The organism is Paenibacillus sp. SYP-B3998, from assembly GCF_010820665.1.
GTDB lineage: Bacteria > Bacillota > Bacilli > Paenibacillales > NBRC-103111 > Paenibacillus_E.
Window position 1 is genome coordinate 65,617 of the sequence record NZ_JAAIKC010000012.1, and the last position, 23,848, is coordinate 89,464.

The window sequence follows — 23,848 nt, forward strand, 5'->3', positions numbered from 1 at the left end:
CCTTCGGCTCGTCCCCTCATTCAAATTTACTCATTAATGAATTCCGCTTTTAGTAGCATTCGGTAAAGGAGCACGGTCGTCTCGGCACGAGTTAATGACTTCTGCGGCCGCAATTCATTGCCATACCCATTCACCAAGCCCTCATGCATGGCTGTCCGTATCGCATCACTCGCCCAGTCGCCAATTTGATTATGGTCGACGTAGACGGCCAAATCCTCTTGCACGCCAACATTGCTTGTTGCCAAAGAAGCATCGGCCAGTCGCAGCGCTCGAACGATCGTTACGATCGCTTCTTGCCTTGATACCTCACGATTTGGCCCAAATGTTCCTTCCTTGAAACCATCCATAATTCCGTATGCTTTAACTGCTGCTACGGCGCTGCTGTACCAGCTCGACTCGCTTACGTCTTGGAAATCTGCATGATTTCCGCCTTCCGGCAAGCCCAACGCTCTTACAAGCAACGCAGCAAGTTCAGCCCGCGTAATAGCAACATCAGGAGCGAATCGGCTTTCATCTACGCCATGTACGATCATTCTACTATTCATGTCGCCAATTTCAGATGCGGCCCAGTGTCCTTGAATATCTGTTAATTGGGACGTTTTGGATACCAGCACATAAGCGCTATTCGTGAGACTGCGAATAACAGCTGCCGGATGTCCATCAACTTTGGTAAATTCCGTCGGCACCGGGCGTACACCGAGCTTCTGGTCCCAAACCGTGACCGTTGAAGCGGATCTGGCAAAGTCCATTGGCAAGTAAATGACCCTTTCCACATAACGCTTGAAGCTTGAAATCTCTTTTCTCTCACCATGATTCCTCACATGCAGATCAAAATAAATCGGATCCGCCACCAGTTGGAAACCGCCTTTATTCGCTGCTTCCTGCAGTCCAGGTAGCACTTCACCATTGCCATGCTTGATCGTTATTTGAGCTTCCGCATCGTTCGCCCAATCGGACTCCTGGTTTACGACTTCAGCTAGAGGCAATCGATACTGGCCATGCTGAGTTTTCAAAGTAATTGTAGCCGACTTCTTAGCGAGGAGCGTGACAGCTTCACCTGGAAGTCGTAGAGCTATTTTGTCCGCCTTATCCGTAACCGAAATCGAGAGATTCACTTCAGTCGCAGCGGATAGTGAATCGATTACCTTCCTTAGGGTATCCGTATCCAATAGAACATCGATTGACTTTACTCCATTCGTATCTATTTGAAATGAGGCAATCCCTGGCACCCCTTTATCATTTATCCAAATCACAAGCGAATTGTTGGGTGACGAAGGGCTCGCAGCATTCGAAGGACTATTCCGATCGGAATCGGAATTGGAGCTTGCACTTGAACGAACCACGTCCAGTGTATACATTTTAATGGAACCGTCTTGCGCTTTGACACGGATCTCGAACGTGTTTTTACCTGTTACAAGCGAATATTCCTTAGTAATCGAGTTGCTAGTTACCTGCAATCCATTCACATAGACGACAGAATAGGCCTCTGCGGTTGTCAATATCATTTTCAGACCATATACCGAATGACTTACATCTACACTATTGCTCATGGTCTTAGGGTCAAAATCAAACTTTACAGTCCCACCCAATCCTATAAGCTGCCAACCACTCAAGCTCGCATTGCTGCTCAAAGGAACGATATTCTGGACTTCAATCAAGCTAACGTTCGCGTTGCCCGCTGTATCTGCCACATAGACAGAATAAATCCCGTTCTCTTGTACGGTAAAATGGTCAGTAATTTTCACGCCCAACGTATCAAAATACGAAATAGAACGGCTTCCTGCTGCCCACTTGATCGAAGAAACGCTATTGAATTCGCCGTATACAGACGCCATTACTGTAACAGTCACGCTTCCAAAGGTTGCGGCGATAGGATCCGCCTGCAATTCGATGTTCGGAGGCTGGTCATACGTAAACGTAATATTCACGGTTTGGTCTAACGATAGACCGCTTGCTTCTTCCTTTGCGGAATACATCACGTTCTCTGCGACTGTATTACTCACCGAAAGCGTGGCAAGACCGTTCTCATCGGTCAATCCATAAACATCATTAATGACTGATCGCCCACCATGCGCTTGAAGCAGCACTCGTTTTCCAGTGATCGGATGGTTATAATCATCCTTGAGTTTCACGAAAATCAAGGCTTTGCTTTTGCCATCCGCTCGTACGACTAGATCACTCGCAGTAACTGTTGAGTGAGACGAACTCACCGCCCCAGTCACAAACTGTACACTGACCGTCGCTACTATCGCACTCCCGCCGACACTTGCGCTTATCGTCGCGGTGCCCACCGTCAGCGGGGCCTTTAGCGTCGCCGTATAGGTGCCATTTTGGTTGTCTGTTACTGGGCCAACCGTCCCTAACGTCGAAGTGATGGCGACCGCCGCCCCTCCGTTCGTCAAAGCATGGCCCTGCGCGTCTTTCAGCTTCACGCTCACTGTCGTCTGACTTGTTCCGTCGGCCGTCAGGGAAGCGTCGCCCACTTCAACCGTGCTCTTCGCTGTTGACGGCGCCCCAGTCACGAACTGGACGGTAGCCGTCGCTGCTATCGCACTCCCGCCGACACTTGCGTTTATCGTTGCAGTGCCCACCGTCAGCGGAGCCTTTAGCGTCGCCGTATAGGTGCCATTTTGGTTGTCTGTTACTGGGCCAACCGCCCCTAACGTCGAGGTGATGGTGACCGCCGCCCCTCCGCTCGTCAATGCATTACCCTGCGCGTCTTTCAGCTTCACGCTAACCGTCGTCTGACTTGTTCCGTCGGCCGTCAGGGAAGCATCACCCGCTTCAACCGTGCTCTTCGCTGTTGACGGCGCCCCAGTCACGAACTGCACGCTGACCGTCGCTGCTATCGCATTCCCGCCGACACTTGCGCTTATCGTCGCGGTGCCCACCGTCAGCGGAGCCTTTAGCGTCGCTGTGTAGGTGCCATTTTGGTTGTCTGTTACTGGGCCAACCGTCCCTAACGTCGAGGTGATGGCGACCGTCGCACCTCCGCTCGTCAAAGCATTACCCTGCGCATCTTTCAGCTTCACGCTAACCGTCGTCTGACTTGTTCCGTCAGCCGTCAGGGAAGCATCGCCCGCTTCAACCGTGCTCTTCGCTGTTGACGGCGCTCCAGGCACGAACTGGACGGTAGCCGTCGCTGTTATCGCACTGCCGCCGACACTTGCGCTTATCGTCGCGGTGCCCACCGTCGTCGGGGCCGTCAGCGTCGCCATATAGGTGCCGTTTTGGTTGTCTGTCACAGGGCCAACCGCCCCTAACGTCGAGGTGATGGCGACCGCCGCCCCTCCGCTCGTCAAAGCATTACCCTGCGCGTCTTTCAGCTTCACGCTGATCGTCGTCTGACTTGTTCCGTCAGCCGTCAGGGAAGCATCACCCGCTTCAACCGTGCTCTTCGCTGTTGACGGCGCCCCAGTCACGAACTGCACGCTGACCGTCGCTGCTATCGCATTCCCGCCGACACTTGCGCTTATCGTCGCGGTGCCCACCGTCAGCGGAGCCTTTAGCGTCGCTGTGTAGGTGCCATTTTGGTTGTCTGTTACTGGGCCAACCGTCCCTAACGTCGAGGTGATGGCGACCGTCGCACCTCCGCTCGTCAAAGCATTACCCTGCGCATCTTTCAGCTTCACGCTAACCGTCGTCAGACTTGTTCCGTCAGCCGTCAGGGAAGCATCGCCCGCTTCAACCGTGCTCTTCGCTGTTGACGGCGCTCCAGGCACGAACTGGACGCTGACCGTCCCTGCTATCGCACTCCCGCCGACACTTGCGTTTATCGTCGCGGTGCCCACCGTCAGCGGAGCCTTTAGCGTCGCCGTATAAGTGCCATTTTGGTTGTCTGTTACTGGGCCAACCGCCCCTAACGTCGAGGTGATGGCGACCGCCGCCCCTCCGCTCGTCAAAGCATTACCCTGCGCGTCTTTCAGCTTCACGCTGATCGTCGTCTGACTTGTCCCGTCAGCGGCCAAAGTAGCGTTGCCCGCTTCAACCATGCTCTTCACTGTTGACGGCGCTCCAGGCACGAACTGGACGGTAGCCGTCGCTGTTATCGCACTGCCGCCTACACTTGCGCTTATCGTCGCGGCGCCCACCGTCGTCGGGGCAGTTAGCGTCGCCGTATAGGTACCATTTTGGTTGTCTGTTACTGGGCCAACCGTGCCTAACGTCGAGGCGATGGCGACCGCCGCCCCTCCACTCGTCAAAGCATTACCCTGCGCATCTTTCAGCTTCACGCTGATCGTCGTCTGACTTGTTCCATCGGCTATAAGATTAGAATGAGCACTAGAGACATCGCTCCCTCCCGGGGATATCGAATAATCCGCAATCATGTATGTTCTGAAAGAGAAGTCACGATCATTAGCTGAGCAATATCCTCGTGTATACAGATTGCTGCTGCTAAGATACCATCCAAAACCAGAAGGGTTCCCGAATTCCGTGGTGGCAATCATTCTATACATCGTGTCCTTTTTCAAATAAGGCGATGCCCCAGAGAAATCGAACGATACCCAACCTGCGCTGTATGCCCCCAACTGAGCTGTAGCAAGCGGCGTCGAAAGATCCCCTTCTTTATAAATGCTCAACAGGATTGCTCCAGGTGAGCCGAAGCTATCGAACGTATTGAGATCAATCTTACTGAGATTACCCGTAATTGCAGGAGTAAATGTCTGATAACGCGGGTTATCATGGCTGACCCAAACATTCCCGGAAGCATTTAGCTGCTCTTGATCCAAAACAGCTGAACTTACAGCAAAAACATATCCGCCAGATGATCCCCCTAAAGTAATCATAAATATAAGAATCATGGCAATCCATCGTTTATTTCGCTTCAAACCTTTCATCCATATCCTCCATTCTTAGCTTCATGTTATCGCTATCGATGACTACTCACAGTGCCCTAAAATTGAATAACTCCCAAATACGCGCACACCCCAACAATTAGCCCCGCTATAAAAAAAATACCAAAGAACCATTTGGTAAATGTAAAGCTCGTACCTGCTCCGTCCCACCATATCTTAATGAAGATAACAATTCCAAGAAGAATGATGCATGTAAAAGCTATGAGGGCATTTTCCATTTTCGATCCACACCAACCTTTCCAATCCAAATTTCTTAATGCAGTTAATAAGTTGTATGAATAAAATAAAACAAAACCTTCCATTTCTCCATACCTATAAAGGAGTATCTTCCTTAAAAAAACGTTAAACGCACGGCAGTGAATCCTACCCCTATAGAGGTATGGAGTTTTTGGTTGTGCGGCTTTATGATGTCGATAGATTTCTTATGAAAATGAGTGAACCACATGAAAGGGGATCAGCATGTCAACAATCTCAACAGTAGCCCGTTCCCGCAGTAAACGGATGGAACTAATTGTAAACATATTCACCCACAGTTTCTACATCTTAACACTGCCTGTATGGTTCCGTTTTTTTATCTGTAATTAGGGCATCTCTTCCATTACAATAGAATGTAATCATTAGTAAGTTGACGTTAGAGGTGTTCGAAAATGAAAATGAACAATCATATCGAGAGTCAAACGGGCAATTCTGGCCTTAACATGCAGCCCTCTGCTTTGTCGCTAGAGCATGAAACTGGCATGACGCTTAGGGAATTTATGAATGGACAAACATGCATGAATCCAGATGTGTTTCTCATACTTGCCAGGGTAATTGCCGCCTGTGTCGGGAAACTTCATCAGCGGCAGACCCTTCATCTCGATTTGCGGCCAGAGCGGATCAGTGTTCTTTCAAATGGAAAAAAGGCTTATTTGAGCGATTCAGGCTATGCGATGCATCGCTCGGACGATGGCTATGACCGTCCACCCCTCTACGGCATCTTTGAAACAGGCTTACCCTATTGCTCACCTGAGCATACTGGCAGAATGCTGCGAACTGTAGATGAACGTAGTGATCTATATTCTTTAGGCATTATTTTCTACGAAATGCTGGCAGACCGTCTGCCTTTTATAGCCGACAATCCCCTCGAATGGGTATATTTGCATCTAGCGCAAAGTCCCCCGCCGCTGACGAATCAAAGAACACATTTGCCCGATGGTCTAGCATCTATAGTAATGAAGCTATTGGAAAAAAATCCAGATAATCGTTACCAGAATGCAGGTTTTCTAATAGCGGATTTGGATAAAATAGGACGTTCTCACGATAAGTTCTTCATGGAGTCGGGATTTCACGGCAGAGAGCATGAAATTTCAATGCTGACGCAAGCCTTTTATTCCGTTTGCTTCGGATCAACAGAAATGGTTTACGTCTCGGGCGAAGCCGGCATCGGCAAAACAAGCTTGATGGATGAGATGTTTCGAAAACAACAGCATTCACGAGATTTTTTCTATATCACCGGAAAATTCGAGCAAATATCGAATGAAAGCCCTTATCATCCGATTATTCAGGCATTTCGCGGGTTAATGCGTCATTTGCTAGGGGAACGCAAGGATCAGACCGAGTTATGGAAGCTTAAGCTGCGCGAAGCTTTGGGTGCTAGCGCCAACGTCATTACAGCGATTATTCCTGAAGCTGGGTTGATATTGGGCGGCGGGCCTGCTGCGGAGGAGCTTCCGGCCAATGAATCGAAGAAACGATTCATTTATGTTTTTCGCAAATTTGTACAGGCACTGGCCTCTAAAGAGCATCCACTCGTCCTGTTTATCGATGATTTGCAATGGGCCAATTCTTCGTCTCTTCAGTTAATTCATGCGTTGCTATGCGATCCAGAATGCCAATATTTGATGTTTGTCTGCGCTTATCGCCATACGGAAACAGACCGAAGCAAGCTGCCGGGGTACGAAGCGGACGGAAGCGTCACAGATCAAGCAGTTGTCCGTCATATTCATCTGTCCCCGCTGAGCCTTACGCAAATGAACCTAATCGTTATGGAGACGCTTAATAGCCAAGCCGACACTACCTTGTCCTTAACGGAATTGCTGTATCACAACTCGGGCGGTAATCCATTTCATTTCAAACAAATATTGCTCCGCCTACAAGACGATAGCATTCTGCAGTACAACCACGAGAAGCGATGCTGGCAATGGAATTTGGGACAGATTATTGAGCAGGGACCAAGCTATGCCATCAATGATCTGATAGAGCACAGGCTGCACCGTCTTTCGAGTGATGCGCAGGAGCTGCTCAAAGTTGCTGCCTGTGTAGGAAGCACATTTCACCCGCATTTGATAGCTTGCGTTGCGAATCAGGAACTAGAAGATATGATTGCAGAATGGTCCACGATTGAAGCCGAAGGGATGATTTTGCCGTTTGAAACAAATAAATTTCGTTTTGCACACGATAACATACAGAAGCTGATATACAGCCGGATAGATGATGAATCTAAGCAGGTCATTCATATCCGAATTGGCAAATGCATGAACGAGATGGACGCCGAGTATGGAGAGAACTCGTTCGATATTGTTAATCATCTTAATCAGGGCTCGAAAAGAATAACGAACAGACAGCAGTTATTGCAGCTCGTAAAGCTGAATCTCGATGCGGGAAACCGTGCCAAGGCCTCCTCCGCCTACGATATTGCCTTAGGCTATTTCAGAAAAGGAGTAGGGCTGCTGTCACCGGAAGATTGGGACAATGAGTTCGAGCTCATCTTCGAATTGCATGCCCAAAAAGCGGAGTGTGAATATTTATGCGGCAATCATATGAAGTCTGATCAGGAAATCGATTTCTTGCTTGGTCATGCGCGCAATCCGGTTGAGCGGAGCAGGGTGCAAATGATCAGAATTATGCAGTACATTAATCAAGGGAAATATTTGGAAGGTACTGCCCTCGGCCTAGAAAGCCTAAGGGAGCATCAAATTATCATTTCGCCCAATCCAGGGAGCTTCATGCTCCTGATTGAAGGGATGAGAATTGAGCTGTTGCTGCGCAATCGATATGACAGACTCGCTCATTTGAAGGAAATGTCGGATAAAGAGCGGATTGCTGCGATGAATCTGATTTTCGCCATTGTTCCCTCCACCTTCTTCACCAATAAGAAGGTCTATTTTCTGCTGATGTGCAGAGCCATTCAGCTATCGCTTAAATATGGAAACACGCCTGTCTCCGCAGCTGTCTATTCCGCATATGGCATGATTTTGGGGGGTGCATTAGGCAAATTCGATAAAGGCTATGCCATTGGCAAAGTAGGCGTGGAGCTTTCCGAGCAATACAATATCAATTCAATTAAAAGTAAAACCTATACGGTATTCGGCGGGGTACTCTGCCAATTTGCCGGAAATGCCCGTGAAGGAGATGCTTATTTGGCAAAAGCGCTTCGTTTCGGCATGGATTCAGGGGACTATGTGTTTGCCAGCTATGCAGTTGGCGCGCATATCAATTCCTTGTATACGAGAGCGCCATTAAGTGAATTAGCAAGAACGATAGCAGACTATATGGCGGTGCTTGATACAACAAATGATGATTTTGTGAAGCTGAACTTTTACCTATACCAGCAATTTATTCTCGCCCTTCAGGGTGGGACGGCTGCGCCAGACTCGTTCAGCAGCGCTGGCTTCGAAGAAGAGGAATTTTTAAACCACATTCACAAGGAGGAGACTTCGGCCACCACCTTATTTCAATACAGCACATATAAGACGCAGCTTTGCTATTTGTTAGGCAGGTACGAGGACGCTATCCGTTGGGCTCAACAAGCCAAGCCTTATGAGGCCTATGCGACTCATTTGCCTCATTTGCCAGAATGCCTATTCTATGAGTCGCTCGCCACATTTACCGCTTATACACACTCGCAGAAACGGTCACCTATGAAAAAAAACTTGATTCGAAGTCTTCGTCGTTTCAGCAAATGGACAAAATGGAGCCCAGCTAATTATCAGTCTAGGCAGTATCTCCTTCAAGCCGAATTTGCGCGTGCCTCCAGCGAATTCAAGATGGCTGAGGAGCTGTATGATAAAGCCATCCGCGAGGCGAGGGAGCAAGGCGATATACAAGTGACAAGCCTTGCAGGCGAGCTCGCAGCCAACCACTATTGGAGACGTGACAAGAGAAAGACGGCTATATTTTATTTGCAATTGGCTGCCCAGGGGTACACGCAGTGGGAAATACCTGTGAAGGTAACGCAGTTGGAGGAGCTCCTGCTCCACTGGCAGCGGCAAGCGGATGCTGATCAAATATCTGAAAATGAACAGTCACCGGGAGGCCAGAGTGATGCAGAGCAGGTGGCCGGAGCATCTGGCTTTCGGAACGAGCCCGCTTCCGTGGACAGCGTTGATCTCGCGGCGATCCTTAAAACAACACAGGCGATAACGAATCAAATGGACATGGATACTGTGCTTGCGGAAATCATGAATACCATTATGAAGTATGCAGGTGCAAGTAAGGGCGCTTTGCTGACGGGCAGCAATGATGTACTTTATATTCAGGTATATGCGGATTCAGAGGCGCAGGCTGTCCCGTCTCCTTTAGAAATGGATGACAGTTCCCTCTTGCCGGAAGGGATCATCCGATATGTCTTTCGTACACAGGAGGAGGTCCATTATACCGAAGGAGAAGAGAGTTGGCTGATTCACAACCCGTATATTGCCAAGCACCAGCCTCAATCGGCCCTGTGCATCCCCGTAACTGTTCATGGCACTTTGCTGGGCGTTCTTTACCTTGAAAACAAGCTCGCAAGCGGTGTGTTCGCGTACGATCGTATGGCTGTTCTTCTGGCTATGGCTTCACATGGTGTATTGATGTGTGTGCTGCAAAGCTCGACCGAGCAATCTTATACAGAACCAGGTATGGAGGAAGAAGCACAGCCATTGGCTAGGATGATGGAGGAACCTCTTACGGACCGTGAGCTGGAGGTGCTCGCATTATTAGCCGCAGGATTGTCCAATAAGGAAATTGCCGATCACCTGATTATTGCCATAGGTACAGTGAAGGTCCATGTAAAAAATATTTTTGCCAAATTAAAGGTCAATCGGCGCACAAAAGCAATAGCGCAGGCCAAGGAACTTAAACTTCTCGGTCAGAGCAAGTGACATCCTATGTTCTGAGTATTGGGGAAAAAGAGCAACCTAAGCGCAGGTTCATCATCTCAGCTCCACGACACGCAGTAAATCTTCTTCCTGAACCTTATAGCTTAAAAACCAAAAAGGACGATATTCCGGATAGTCAAATGACTTCACGGTATCGCCCTTTTTGCATGAAATAGCCTTTATTATTGTTCTTCTATAATCCAAGTCTGGTACCCATCAATATTCTCTTTAGACTTATCCGAAGCATCGGACGTTTTGAAGTATCGAGCGAAATAAGCATGTTTAATTGTTTGATGATCTTTATCGCCATTGACAGCAAGATGAATTTCAGATACCTCTAAATCCCATTTGACGGATTGGGCAACTTCATTCATATTGTCAACTGTTGCGAACGCCTTGACATTTGACAATATCGAGTCAAGTATTTCCTTACTTGGTACTTCTGTCAATTTAATATCGATAAACAGATCAGGGCGGGTAAACGTAAACTTAACATTTCTAATTGATTTGGAAATTTGCTTCAAGTCCTCTGCTAATGATTTGGTTGGTTTAGTACTGACTGTATGAGAAACGCTGCAACCGATTGTCATCGTACAAATGATAAGAAATATAAAAAGTCTAAAAGCGATTTTTTTCATATCAACATACAACTCCTAACTGCTAAATGAAACGAATTAGCCGTGATTCCTCTTGGGATACTTCAATCAATTCAACACTTTCATATTTTCATTACAAATACCTCTACACTTTTATTCAGTATACCAAATGGAATTGCATCGTAGATATTGCCTTAGCATGGCTTAATTCTTCTTGCTGAAGCAAATCAATCAAATTTATATTCAAAGCATGAACATTATCTCGGTCCTTCAATCGCTTATGAATCCTCTCTGGACAAACAAAACCCTACTCATTAATCACCTCAAGTAGATAAATTTCACTAAGAAATATAACAAAAGTATTGTGGAGCATGAAATGACTCATACTCCACTCGGCGGATTTGGCTGATGGCTTTCTTACGTAGCTTGTTTTTGGGTTTTATCTTGCAATGAACGTTCTAAATGCTCAACTGCCCGCTCTAACTTCTCGCTTATGAGCTTGGTATGATATCCGAGCTCCAAAAGATCTTGTCCGCTATGCGCATGATCTTCTTGTTTTTCTGCTTCTTCAATCGTTACGAATAACGTCTGCACTTTTTCTTGGAGCTTCGTCTTAAACCTCACTACAACTTTTCCCCATACAAAGGTGTAACGATTCGCATTGGCTTCAATCTTCGTACCATCCACGAAGCAGTGATTTGAGGATACGTATTTTTCTCCAACGAGAAACTGAAATTTCCTGCAATACGATTTAACATTTGACTCCAGATCGAACAAATTTATTAATTTCACTCCTTTTATTTATTAGGGTATTCAAGGTTGGATTTAACCCAAACAATATAATTTTATACATATAATTACAATTAAATCAAAGTATTTAATTTTAGTACTAAAAACATAGAAAAAACGAGTATTAGCCAGTTTTTAATCTTAAATTTAAGAAAACACTAACTTTTATCACATAAACGGTAAAATTAAGATTATATAAGCTGTTTTTAGCTGTATTTAGGACTTGAAAAATGTTGCATATGGTTTTTTATCATGGTATTGTATTGTAGTACTGGAAAATTGAGATAGAATTTAGCGGTTCTAGATTCAAAAAAAACTAATGGCAAAGGAGTTTTGTTTATGAAAAAAGAAGTTGCTTCCGAGGCTAATATGGAAAATAGTTTGTCAACTGAGATTTTGAAGGGACCGATTATACCGATTTCGATGAAGTTAGCAATTCCAGTTTTAATTGGTCAAATCCTATTGCTGGTATATGGGGTTATGGATACTCTATTCGTCTCTATGATCGATAAATCGTCCACCGCTCTTATTAGCGGAATCGGTCTTGCGTTCCCAGTCTTTATACTGTTCATGGCTTTAAGTACAGGATTGTTTACTGGAATTAGTTCGGTAGTTGCTAGGGGGCTTGGCGCGAGAAATGAGTTAGTGATACGGCGGGCTACAGATTCTGGATTGTTGATCTCGACCATAACAGCAATTGTAATGGTTATAGTGCTGTATTTAATCGGAGAACCCATTATAAATATGATGGCTGGCAAGGAAATGAGCGCAGAAGCAATTAGTAGTGGCGTAACCTACTTATTTTATATTATTCCAGGCCTTGGCTTGATGCTGATCTTTCAATCACTACTGGGGGTTTTGCAGGGGGAGGGATTGGCGAAGTACTACGGAATTTCAATGTTGCTGTCTACTTTAATTAACATCATCTTAAATCCAATCTTAATTTTTTCTTTCGGTATGGGTGTAGCAGGGTCAGCTTTGGCGACTACGATATCTCTAGCTGTATCCTTACTTTTTGTTGTAATGATATTCCTGAAGAAAAAATCTTCTCTTCCTGTTAGTTGGAATATCTTTAATGGGAGTGGTAAAGTCGTTCTGGAAATTGTTCGTATCGGTATCCCTCAGGTGCTAAGTATGGCTTCCCTTAGCGTCACTATGATGTTCTTGAACAATTTATTTGGTTCAATCAGTGAGAATGCTATGAATGCATGGGTGTTGGTTGGACGAATGGATGAGTTCCTTCTATTGTCCGGCTATGCTTTTGGAAATGCTACATTAACTCTCATTGGGCAAAACTATGGGAAACAAAATATGGATAGAGTCATGAGTGCATTCAAAACGAATCTGCTGCTTGGTTTAATACTTACGGCTGTCATCGCAACCTTCTATGTCGTGTTTGCTAGGCAGCTGTTTTCTTTGTTCACAGATGTTTCTCAGGTTGTGGAGTATTGTGTAGCACAGGTTCAAATTATCGCTTTCTCCTTTCTGGGCATTGTGACAGCTATTATCGTTACAACATCCTTTCAGGCGACAGGCCGAGCAATGCCAGGATTAGTGCTTGATATTTTTCGGATGGGGGTTCTTACGATCCCGCTAACTTACGCGATCATTCGAATGTTCGATTTGGGTACTATAGAAGTTTTTTATACGATTGCAGGTATTAATCTCCTGATGATGGTATTCTCCTTCACATGGTGTTATCTATACTTGAAGAGCACAAAGACGAAAGCAATCATCGAGTCAGCGGCAATCTGAGCTTAACTTAATTGCAGTTTGAGCGCACAGCTTCCTATTGATTGGGTGAGGCTGTCTCATAAGTTGGTCAGCCTCTTTTCTTTAATCGTTTAGGGTTAAAAACGGGGGAGTATCTTCTTCCGGTTGCTCTCCCACCCCACAAAGTGAAGAAAAGCTTCAAAGTTAATTCCGAATACTTTGCAGGGGCCCCCGGTTGAAATTGTGAAATTAGATGGATAAGTTCGTAATAAGGTGATTTCGCAATTTCAAAGCATTCCTGTAGGGCGTCATGCTTGTTAAAAAAAGAAGAACACCTTCGTATGATGAATTTGCGGGGCCAGACAACCCTTATCATTCATTAGGAAGGTGTTCATATTATAAAGTTTAAGCTAAGCCACAAACAAAACCAACACTCCTGCCAATTACAGTAAGGATAAAACAGTTCTGCCGTCCACAAAAACCGAATTTCCTCAAGAAATGCTCAATGTGACCAAACGAGTGACCACGGTTTAATTTCTCCTAGGGGGCTCGAACCTCTGACCTTATCGCTGCCAGCGATACGCTCTCCCAGCTGAACTGATTCCCCGCGAAATTCTTAATATTTTGGAACAGTGTTCTCGACCAGCCCGTCTCCCACTGAACTAAAGCCTCGCATTTAACGAACAAAATTGCCATAATAAGAAAGAGGTCAAGCTTACATTTGCAAAACCAGTTTTCCGACCGTGTTTTTCTTTTCCAAGAGAGCAAGTGCTTCTGCGGCATTTTCCAGAGGATACACCCCTTGAATCTCCGCATGTATTTCTTTTCTTGCCAGCATACCTAACGCTTCTCGCGCCGCTTTCCCAGTCTCCACAGGATTACTGTCGCTGTATCCGCCTAATGTAAAACCTGCGAACTGTTTGTTGGAAAACCATATTTGATTATAAGAATGTATAACATCCTCTTCTCCGCTTGCGTTTCCAACTACAACCAGTTGCCCTAACGGACGAAGCACCTCTAAGCTTTGTTTGCGCATATTCCCCCCGACAGGATCAAAGACGGCATGAACGCCTTTTTGTCCGGTTGCCCGTAGGGTTTGCTCCACAAAATCAGATCGGACAAATAATTCGTCGTATCCGAGGGATTCGGCCAGCTTTACTTTCTCCGCGCTTCCGACGGTTCCCAATACCTTGCCTGCTCCCAGAAGTTTCGCCATTTGCCCCAGAAAACTGCCCAGCCCGCCAACCGCTGCATGAACCAGTATGCTGTCACCCGTTCTCATTCTATAAACATCTTTTATAGCCAGATAAGCGGTTGTCAGATTTACAATGGAGGCTGCCGCTGTCGCTAAGTCGAGGTCGGCTCCTAATTGATCTAACGGAACCGTCAGATCTGGCCGTACATTCGCCATTGATGCAAAGCCGTTAAGATCATGCAGTGTCATCGAGGCAACAGGTTGACCAACGTAGAAGCCCTTTACTCCTTCCCCGATGGTACGTACATATCCCGATACTTCTAATCCGGGCGTAAGCGGCATCGGAAATACGGAGCTGAATTCACCACGGCTAAGCAACACTTCGAAATACCCTACTCCAGCATAAGCAACGTCAATGGTTAGCATACCGGGGATCGGTTGTAGATCCGGCTTCTCGCGCAACTGCAAATTTGCAGGTCCTCCTGGTCGATCAATTATGATAGCTTTCAATTTATATAACCTCCTTGATTGCGAATAAGTTTATTATATTCGATGACCAAGGAGGCAACCTGTTTGCAGTTATACAGGTATCCAGACTAACAGGCTCATTGACAAATATGTACTAATTTTTGCTCAGTGTCGGTACCTGCAATGGGAGTAAATACACAGCAGTGTAGGTTTTCATTGCCGTTAATAGTAGAAAAGGTGTTCAATTGAAAGTATAATCGCCCTGCGACGAGGTGATCAAACGTGTAAAGTATGGCTTTCTTTTGCTGCACATCATGCAAACGCCATAAGGTTAGAAACTCCTCGCTTTCCTTGCACATCCGCCGCACGAATTCCTCATACCAGGGATCGCCCGCCTTTTGGTCAAAATACATACGAAATACCCCTAACGTAAAATCAGCAAATTCCTTCCAATTCGCCAACTGCTTGCGCAGGTTTGGATCGGTAAATATCAACCGTGTCATCACGCGTTTCTCAGCGGGTATCGCATTGAAATCCACAATGATTTCAGAAGCCATCCGATTGTAGGCCAACACCTCGGTTCGATTGTTTGCGATGATCGCCGGATAGTTCATTTGGTCGATAATGTTCTGAAGCTCTGGATATATTTCCTTAGCGTTCGGGTAAGAGTCGCCCTCTCCGCCATAATTTGCCAAACGAAGCAAATGAAGATGCTCATCTGAAGATAGTCGCAAGGCTTTGCCGATGCTCTCGATCACTTCTCTTGAGGCGGTGACGGCCCTGCCTTGTTCCAGCCAGGTATACCAGGTGATGCTTACTCCCGCCAGATGGGCAACCTCTTCTCTGCGTAATCCCGGCGTTCTTCTTGTTCCAAAGCGACCGACAATGCTGACATGATCCGGCTTGATCCGTGCCCGGCGGGATTTTAAAAAGTCTCCAAGTACATTGATTTTTTGGTTTTCTGAAGACATTCCATAACCTCTTTCTTCGCGATCAATTCAATTTATCAGCTTGAAAATTTTGAATGATTCCCACCTACAATGTCTACGTGTCAGTTTCTATTATACAGATATGAATAAAAAAACGACATCTCTGCCGTTTCGCTTGTTGATATGGTGGAGCGTGGGGAATTCGAACCCCCGACCCTTTCGCTGCCAGCGAAATATTCTCCCACTGAACTAACGCCCCCATTTTAGGGTTTTTATGAAATAGCTTGCCATTCGATGGTTTAATTACTTTTTGGGGTAGTGTAACCAACCAGCCCGTGCTCCCGTATGGGGGTATAATCGTCTTTTATTTTCTGTCCATCAACTTGGCATAAATCCTGCTAACACTTTATAACTTGTTGATCCCTCCACGTATTTTTTGACTGCTGCTGACTTAAATTCTTCCGTATAGTGCTGAAACACTTTTGCCTACTGGACTTCGGTCCAGTTATGGATCCTACCCGAGCATGGGTAAATATATTGCATAACATGATATTCTTGGAATAAATGAGACTAACTAAACAAAACCTTACAGGTTCAAGATGTTAGAAAGAAATTCAGTTTGACTATTTCCATCTCTCTAGAAAACTTGAAATCGCGTCAAACCAAGCTTCAAAAAATACGATACGAGGAGATGTAAGAAGTGAAAAAGTTAATCGAATTCAAAAAAGTAACGAAAGAATACAAAATAGGAGAAGTGCCAATCAAGGCCCTTGATGGTGTTGATTTATCCATATCTGAGGGAGAATTCGTCGTTATTTTGGGTGCAAGTGGTGCCGGTAAAAGTACGATTTTGAATATACTTGGCGGTATGGATACCGCTACCTCAGGTCAAGTGTTTGTTGGTGATCAAGAAATAACAAGTTTTAATGAAAAAAAATTAACAGAATATCGCGGTGAGAAAATTGGCTTTGTATTTCAATTCTATAACTTAATTCCGAATTTAAACGCTCTAGAGAATGTTGAATTTGCCACTGAAGTATGTAAAAACCATCTGGATGCTAAAGATATTTTACATAAAGTTGGGTTAAAGGATCGTATCAAAAACTTCCCTTCCCAGCTCTCTGGAGGAGAACAACAAAGAGTGGCTATAGCTAGAGCTGTTGCAAAAAATCCTTTACTTTTACTCTGTGATGAACCAACCGGAGCATTGGATTATGTGACAGGTAAGTCCGTCTTAAAGCTTCTTCAAGATTTGAACAAAGAAACGAAAAAATGTGTCGTATTGGTCACACATAATTCCGCAATTGCTCCTATGGCCGATAAAATTATTAAGGTTAAAAGCGGAATGATAGAAAGTGTTACGATTAATGATGAAAAACAAAGTGTTGAAGGGATTGAGTGGTGATTATGAAATTATTTTTGAAATTATTAAGGGATATTAAACAATCTACTGGGCAATTTATAGCCTTAGTTTTGGTTATCGCAGTAGGAGCTTTTCTCTATGCGGGGCTGATCACTTATAGCAATAAGCTTAGCACTTATACGGATGCTTACTTTAAAGAACATAATTTAAGCGACTTAAATGTATATTACAGTCAAATTTCCAAATATGATGTGGCTGGTTTAAGTCAAGTTGAGGGTATAAATAAAATAGAAGGACGTTATACCTTTGATGCCACGCAAGTCTTTGAAGATTATAAAGCTTCATTAAAAATTCATTCGATCCCCGTAAAAAATGAAATAAATACGCTTACTATGATTGAGGGCAGTATTCCGTCAAAAAAGGATGAGATCTTATTAGATTCCCATTATGCCAAAGAACATCTTTATCATGTAGGTGATAAAATCAGTGTAAGTACGAATGGAAGAGATTTTACGTTTACAATTAGCGGCTTGGGTGAGAATGTCGAACATGCAAAAAAGAACCGAACGCAAGACCATAAGACCGACGGAGTAGCTTATATTGCCGAAGAGACAATACCTGAAATCTTAAACGGCTTTTCCTATAATGAAATCATGATTGATGCTAAAGAAGGTTACGATATTGACAAATTAGGGAAATCCCTTGAAGTACAATCCAAACAAATTACTTATTTAGACCAAGTAAGCAAAGAACGGACTTTCAATTATTCTCAAATAACTCAAACGATATATAATAATGGCATGATGAGTAAGGTTATCCCTTTCGTTCTCTTTTTGATTTCAGCTATTATCCTGTTTCTTAGCATGTCGATGACTATAGATTCTCAAAGAAATCAAGTAGGGATTATGAAGGCTTTGGGTATAAAAAACAGAAACATCATGCTTCATTACATGGGATACCCTGTGCTGGTAGGTATAATAGGCTCAATCCTAGGTTGTGCCATTGCCGCTTTTGTATTTGTCCCATTTGTAACTGCATCGTGCGCGAGGGCCTACTCTCTGCCAGGCATTCAGTTCTCACTTTCTTTTTATTCGATCTTTCCTCCCATCATTTTCTCTAGTGCTTTTGGGATCCTATCCTGTTACTTAAGTGGTAGAACCCTATTAAAAGAACGTGCTTCTCAGGCTATGCGTCCTAAACCGCCAAGGACGATGAAAAAGCTACTCATAGAAAGAATTCCGGGTATTTGGAGTCATCTTTCCTACAGTTACAAACTCATTTTGAGAAATATATTTCTAAATAAACAAAAAGCGTTAGCGAGCTCAGTTGGTGTTGTTGTCAGCACGGTTTTATTGATCACTGCTTTTGGCACTCAAACGGCCTTGCAAAAAGTAGCTGACCAAATTGAAGATGTGTACACCTATGATTTAAGAGTAGATTACACGATGGGAACATCTCCTGATCCGTCAAAACTACCTTCCGGTATTAAAAATAGTTATTTTTTATCCACCTTCCCTGTTGAATTCATAAAAGATAATGAAAAAGAAAATGCCACTTTAGTTGTTTCTGAAAAAGAAAACAATCTCATTCATTTCTTTGACGAAAATGACAATAGGATATCATTAGAAAACAATGGTGTGCTGGTCCCCAAATCTTACGCCGACAAATATCGTATTTTAGAAGGGGATACAATCAAAATCAAGTTCATAGCACCAGAGCTTAAAAATAAATCTGTAGATATGAAGGTTTTAAACATATCTTCACAGTATTCGAATCCGTCGTTTTATAGCACACCAGCCTATTTAAAGAGCTTTGGCATAGACTACAGTCCAACCTCGCTTTTAGCCCAAGCCAATAATTCTACAGATCTTGTAAGCGTTCGTAACTTCTTTGAACAAGATCATCATGTAGATACCATTGCAGATAAGACTGATCTAAAGAAATCAGCTCAATATATTTTGAAGCAAAACAGTTTTATATTTATCATGTTTATCATTTGTGCCGTCGTACTCTCCTTTGGCGCCATATATACGATATCTTCCATAAACATTTATGAAAGGAATCGTGAGCTTGCAACACTTAAGGTATTAGGCTATCAAAAATATAAAATAAACAGACTTATATTTTTGGAAAACCTCATCCTAACCACATTTGCAGTAATTGTAGCTTTACCGTTAAGTGGCTATATGTTTTCAAATATTGTAAAGGTACTGTCTAGTACCCATCAACAAATCCCAGATCAATTAAATATTTTTGCCATGTTGGTATCTGTTATTCTTGCATTTTTACTTACCATTCTATCTAACCTACTACTTAGGAGAAAAGTAACCAAAATAAATATGATTGAGTCATTAAAAAGTATAGAATAAAAATTTCAGGCTTCGTCGATATAGCGCATGGCTGACCCAGTAGCGCGAAGAGTCAGGAAAAAACAAAAAACGGCATCTCTGCCGTTCTGAGATTACGTATGGTGGAGACTAGCGGGATCGAACCGCTGACCTCATCGCTGCCAGTGAAGAGAGAGGTATTGTAGGTTAAGGGAATTGTGGAGGTAAGCCTTTCAGAGGCAAGGCTTTTTTGAATTAAATGCTTCTACATTCGAGTGCACCGCGGCTCTCAGAAATCAGAAAGTGTGACCATATTTGTGACCAAAAGTGAAACCAACTTTTATATTTTGCCCAAAATAGCTTCTTCAGACATAAGCTACACAGCCGCAAAAAGAAATCATATTTTGCCTAGCTGCCAATAATAATTCAACATTAGACGCAGAAACAAGACAACAGTACAGATACGTGAGATCGACGTTTCTTTCTCATGCAATCTGATTGTTGCCTCGTAGCGGGCGTCTTTTTTGTTGTCTAAAAAGGGGATGAGCCAAGATACACACTATATCTGCAAAGATGAAAAGTAGACAATAACGAATAGGAGGCTAATCAATATGCCGGAATCGCAATGGGAAGTGCGATGGTCTTCACGCTCTACTTATGCAACAATGCTTTCTTGGGTCCAAAAATCATAAAACTGATCGCGGCCAAAACCCAGACGCCAATACCGCCATAGAGCATCACCAAGCCAAAGCCGTGTGCAAGCGCTGCATGGACGACGGCTCCGGACGCATCCAGAGAGGATAGTTCTGGAAAACCCTGCTTGAGAGATGAAGTGTTTCCGACGGCTATTTTTTCGGCCAAAGACCGCAATTGCACTGCATCGAGAGTCCCAGAAAGGGCACCCTTCAAATAAGACAGGATGCCTTCCTGCAAGATGAATCCCATTACGGCGATGTTGATGGCTAGACTGATTAATCTTGCACTCGTGTCTATGCCAGAAGCCATGCCTGCACGGGTACTCGGAACCGAGCCGGTGGTCGTGTTGGTCACAGGCGTGTTGGTTAAGCCAAGCCCAATACCAGCCAACAGGGAACCGGGGAGCATAGTCAACCAGCTGGCGTGATCGCCGCCGCTGCCAAATTTCATCAAAATGAAGCCTATGCCGATGATGAACAGACCCGATGGGATGACTATGCGCGGCTGATAGCGGAGCGAAAGGCGCTCTGCCAGAGGCGGAATCACCAGGGTGGGCAGCGTATAAGCCAAGAGAGACAGCCCAGCTGCCACGATGCCGTAACCAAGGCCGCTCTGGAAATAGATCGGCAGATAGATCATGAACGGCCAGAAACTGAAATTCATGCCGACGGAGCCAAAGAGAGCGCCGGAAAAATTACGTATCCTGAATACGGAAAAGTCGAACATCGGATGGGTGCTGAGCTTTTCCGCAAACAGAAAAATAATGAAACATGTTGCCGTTGCAACAAGGGTGCTGATGGCGGCTATGCTGGTAAAGCCGAGTTCCGGCCCTTGCGTGATAAAGTATGCCAGCCCAAAAACCGTCAACGAAAGCGTGACAATGCCGATAATGTCCAGCTTTTTCGCCTGCGGATCGCTGGACTCCTCCACGCTGCCTATGACAAAGATCAAAGTGAGGATGGTCAGCGGGACGTGGACTAGGAAAACCCAATGCCAGTTCGAAACGGCCACGATCATGCCGCCGATGATGGGTCCAAAACCGAGGCCGATACCGAACACGATCCCCCACGCGCCAAAGGCTTTACTGCGTTCTTTTCCTTCCTGAAACTGATGCGAAAGAATTGCTATCTGGCAAATCAGCATCGCGCCAGCACCCACGCCTTGAAGAAACCGGCTGACGATCAGAACTGTCGTGCTTTGTGCCAAGCCACAAATCACGGATGTAATGCCGAACAAGACGAGGCTGATAATAAAAATACGCCTCCTTCCATACCGGTCAGCCAGCGTTCCAACAGCCATCAGAACTGTCGTACTAGCAATGGTGTAGGCGTTCATAATCCATTGCATATCCTTGAGATTGCCATGCAATACCTTTTCCAGGGTTGGCAGTATCACTGGCACACTGGAAATTTCGAGGCCGAACATTAGCGCGGACAAACATATAGCGGCCAATGCAATTATATTTTTGCTGGAGTGGGAGAGGCTCATTGAGAGTTCCCTCCAGACTTAGATTTGGTAATTGGGCCACGCCATAGCGGCCAGCGAGCCGTGCCATTGCGCCACCTGCGCATATTCGAAGCCGAGCTTGCACTGCCTACCTTGCCGGCTCCACCTGACTGATACGCCGTATCATCAAGTGCCCGGCCGGGAGCAAGCCTGAAACCCGAAGTACCTTCTATATCTTGCATGAACCGGCTTTGTTCACGGTTTGCATATCCGGCAGCGCGACTATAACATTGCGTTCCATTAAGCGCAACTCGGACAACAGCACCAACCAGCCTTTTTTCGTCAATAGTATAATCAATGACCTCATCAATTCGTGCCTGAAAATCTTCTGTACCTACCTTATTTAAATCGTATTTGCTCAATGGTAGCCATCCTCTCTAACTTTTCATATATGGATCATCTTATTGGTGTGAAATTATTATATAATTAAAATCATTTATTTTACATATCACAATCAATCAATTATGATGATTATACAGATTAATTAAATCAGTTTCATCTGAAACACCTTAAATTTAAAGGAGGACATTCAAAGTGGATCATGTAGACAAACAAATCCTCTTCTATCTTCAAAATCAGGCAAGGATTTCAATGACAGAGCTGGGTAAAAGCGTTGGTTTGTCCCAACCTGCTGTAACGGAACGAGTTAGAAGAATGGAAGAAAACGGAATTATCGAGGAGTATCGCACCATCATCTCTCCTGAAAAAATTGGGAAGCATGCGGCAGCCTATATGTTGTTTCGGACTAGAGACTGCCTGGCATTTCTTGATTTTGTCCATGCATCTCCCCATGTTGCCGAGTGCCACCGCATAAGCGGAGAACACAGTTATTTATTAAAAGTAGTGACCGGATCCACACGCGCTCTCGAAGAGTTTGGCAATCAGTGCGATAAGTATGGAACCTATACGATCCTGATTGTCATGTCTTCACCGATCGATCATAGACTTCTCATTCATTCTCTCGAAGAAGCATGTGGAGTTGACTAATGCCAAGCAGAAGGGATGCCGATGCGAAAGCATTGGGTTATATCAGATTGGATAACTATCTTCTGACGCAAATCGATTAGAAAAAAGAATGTGTTCTGATAAAAAGAAAAACCCGCTATTTTTGAAGTGCTCCTTTTTTATGGAGCTTAGGGGATGCCCGAATCTTTGATTTTGGGGGGGAGCTAATATGATGAGGACTTTTTTAATTATTAGGATTGAAATATCCTATACTCTAGATATACTAAAAATATAACGTCGGTTGTGAAGCACACGCCGCTTTGACATCAAACCCGCTTGGCGGGTTTGATGTCAAAGCGGCGTTTTAGCTTTCAGAAACCATGATAAGAAAGGATGTGAAGAGCGATTTTAAGATTTGACCAAGCTTATGAGGAATGGATGCAAAGAACCATTACACAAGAACCAAATCACAGAAGACGCGAATTACTGAATAAAGGGCTCGGCCACGGCACTCTTGAATTTTTACGTTCTGTTTGGTTTCCGGTTATAAGAAACTTCGACCATCTGTATCCTGAATGGGAAGTGCGTGATTTCAACAACGGTTATCGTTACCTGGATCTGGCTTTTATGCCTGACGGCAATGTAAAGGGAGGGATCGAGATTCAAGGATATGGATCTCACGCAAGAGATCTTGATGTGAGACGCTTTAAGGATTTATGTTGGCGGCATTGCTTATTAGCATTGGACGATTGGATTTTCCTGCCGATTGCCTATCCTTCCATTACGGATGAGCCCAAACGCTGTCAGCAGCTTGTCCTCTCCTTTATCGGAAAATTCATGGCTACGGATGTGCCTAAGCATTTGACCTGGCTGGAAGCGGAAGCCATCCGTTATGCGAGGCGGCTACTTCGTCCTTTTGCAGCAGCAGAATTGGCAACTCATCTGCGAATTACAGCTCAACATGCGAGGCGAATTCTTCACAAGTTAGTCGAACTTCAGCTATTGATCGTTACAGGTGGCAAACAGCGTTATCGTTCGTACGGACTACGAATCCAATAAACCTTATTTGATCAAAATAACGTGTTCTGAAATTGTAACGAACTCCAGAGTCGCTATTACCGGCAAAGGCCTGCATTTCCACTACTTTTTCATTATTAATGCCGCTAGAATTCGTTAGATCAGCCAAAAATCAATTTAGACGATCATAAGGACAATACGATTCGTTAGCAAGGTAGCGGTAGCACTGGGGAGCCAAGGGGTTAGTTCTTTTCCAGCTTGAGATGTCCGATTATTGATTAAGCTTGCTGACGGAGCCGACCGACGAGGACAATCTCAGAGGTAGATTCAG

The 23,848-nt window shown here is 44.7% G+C and carries 12 protein-coding genes, 1 tRNA gene and 1 pseudogene; 6 read left to right on the forward strand and 8 right to left on the reverse strand.

Annotation, left to right across the window (positions count from 1 at the left end; all coding sequences use genetic code 11):
- Positions 1–26 precede the first annotated feature (26 nt).
- On the reverse strand, positions 27–4,838 hold the full coding sequence (locus GK047_RS23665; protein WP_163952423.1) for an invasin domain 3-containing protein: 4,812 nt from the start codon (positions 4,836–4,838) through the stop codon (positions 27–29).
- A gap of 665 nt (positions 4,839–5,503) precedes the next feature.
- Here GK047_RS23665 and GK047_RS23670 point away from each other — a divergent pair.
- Entirely contained in the window at positions 5,504–9,976 is a 4,473-nt protein-coding gene (locus GK047_RS23670) for a helix-turn-helix transcriptional regulator (protein WP_163952425.1), read from the forward strand.
- Positions 9,977–10,155: 179 nt separating this feature from the next.
- On the opposite strand, the gene GK047_RS23675 is transcribed toward GK047_RS23670, so the two are convergent.
- Both GK047_RS23675 and GK047_RS23680 read right to left on the reverse strand, forming a co-directional pair.
- Entirely contained in the window at positions 10,156–10,611 is a 456-nt protein-coding gene (locus GK047_RS23675) for a hypothetical protein (RefSeq protein ID WP_163952427.1), read from the reverse strand.
- A 350-nt stretch (positions 10,612–10,961) separates the two neighbouring features.
- Positions 10,962–11,301 (reverse strand): annotated as a pseudogene (locus GK047_RS23680) (IS1182 family transposase); the annotation flags it as partial.
- 396 nt (positions 11,302–11,697) lie between these two features.
- Between GK047_RS23680 and GK047_RS23685 the strand changes: the two are divergent.
- The gene (locus GK047_RS23685; RefSeq protein ID WP_163952431.1) at positions 11,698–13,113 is read left to right on the forward strand and encodes an MATE family efflux transporter; all 1,416 of its coding nucleotides are present in this window, start codon (positions 11,698–11,700) and stop codon (positions 13,111–13,113) included.
- A gap of 673 nt (positions 13,114–13,786) precedes the next feature.
- Here the strand turns inward: GK047_RS23685 and GK047_RS23690 are convergent.
- The 3 genes from GK047_RS23690 to GK047_RS23700 form a co-directional block, all read right to left on the reverse strand.
- On the reverse strand, positions 13,787–14,776 hold the full coding sequence (locus GK047_RS23690; protein WP_163952433.1) for a quinone oxidoreductase family protein: 990 nt from the start codon (positions 14,774–14,776) through the stop codon (positions 13,787–13,789).
- A gap of 95 nt (positions 14,777–14,871) precedes the next feature.
- The gene (locus GK047_RS23695) at positions 14,872–15,705 is read right to left on the reverse strand and encodes a helix-turn-helix transcriptional regulator (protein WP_163952436.1); all 834 of its coding nucleotides are present in this window, start codon (positions 15,703–15,705) and stop codon (positions 14,872–14,874) included.
- 142 nt (positions 15,706–15,847) lie between these two features.
- Positions 15,848–15,922, reverse strand: a tRNA-Ala gene (locus GK047_RS23700).
- Positions 15,923–16,363: 441 nt separating this feature from the next.
- Between GK047_RS23700 and GK047_RS23705 the strand changes: the two genes are divergently transcribed.
- Both GK047_RS23705 and GK047_RS23710 read left to right on the forward strand, forming a co-directional pair.
- Positions 16,364–17,068 (forward strand): ATP-binding cassette domain-containing protein, encoded by a 705-nt coding sequence (locus GK047_RS23705; RefSeq protein ID WP_163952438.1) that lies wholly within the window; start codon positions 16,364–16,366, stop codon positions 17,066–17,068.
- A gap of 2 nt (positions 17,069–17,070) precedes the next feature.
- Positions 17,071–19,395, forward strand: a complete 2,325-nt coding sequence (locus tag GK047_RS23710) for an ABC transporter permease (protein WP_163952441.1) — start codon at positions 17,071–17,073, stop codon at positions 19,393–19,395.
- Between the two features lie 609 nt (positions 19,396–20,004).
- Here the strand turns inward: GK047_RS23710 and GK047_RS23715 are convergent.
- Together GK047_RS23715 and GK047_RS23720 are read right to left on the reverse strand one after the other, a co-directional pair.
- A complete protein-coding gene (locus GK047_RS23715; RefSeq protein ID WP_163952443.1) occupies positions 20,005–21,537 on the reverse strand; it encodes an MFS transporter in 1,533 nt (510 codons plus the stop codon).
- Positions 21,534–21,917: a hypothetical protein gene (locus tag GK047_RS23720; protein ID WP_163952301.1), complete on the reverse strand. Its 384-nt coding sequence runs from the start codon at positions 21,915–21,917 to the stop codon at positions 21,534–21,536. The genes GK047_RS23715 and GK047_RS23720 overlap by 4 nt, the downstream gene beginning before the upstream one ends.
- A 172-nt stretch (positions 21,918–22,089) precedes the next feature.
- On the opposite strand from GK047_RS23720, the gene GK047_RS23725 reads away from it, so the two are divergent.
- Both GK047_RS23725 and GK047_RS23730 read left to right on the forward strand, forming a co-directional pair.
- A complete protein-coding gene (locus GK047_RS23725; RefSeq protein ID WP_163952445.1) occupies positions 22,090–22,542 on the forward strand; it encodes a winged helix-turn-helix transcriptional regulator in 453 nt (150 codons plus the stop codon).
- A gap of 363 nt (positions 22,543–22,905) precedes the next feature.
- Positions 22,906–23,559 carry a transcriptional regulator gene (locus GK047_RS23730; protein WP_163952504.1) on the forward strand — a complete coding sequence of 218 codons (654 nt, stop codon included), beginning with the start codon at positions 22,906–22,908 and terminating at the stop codon, positions 23,557–23,559.
- Positions 23,560–23,848: the final 289 nt, after the last annotated feature.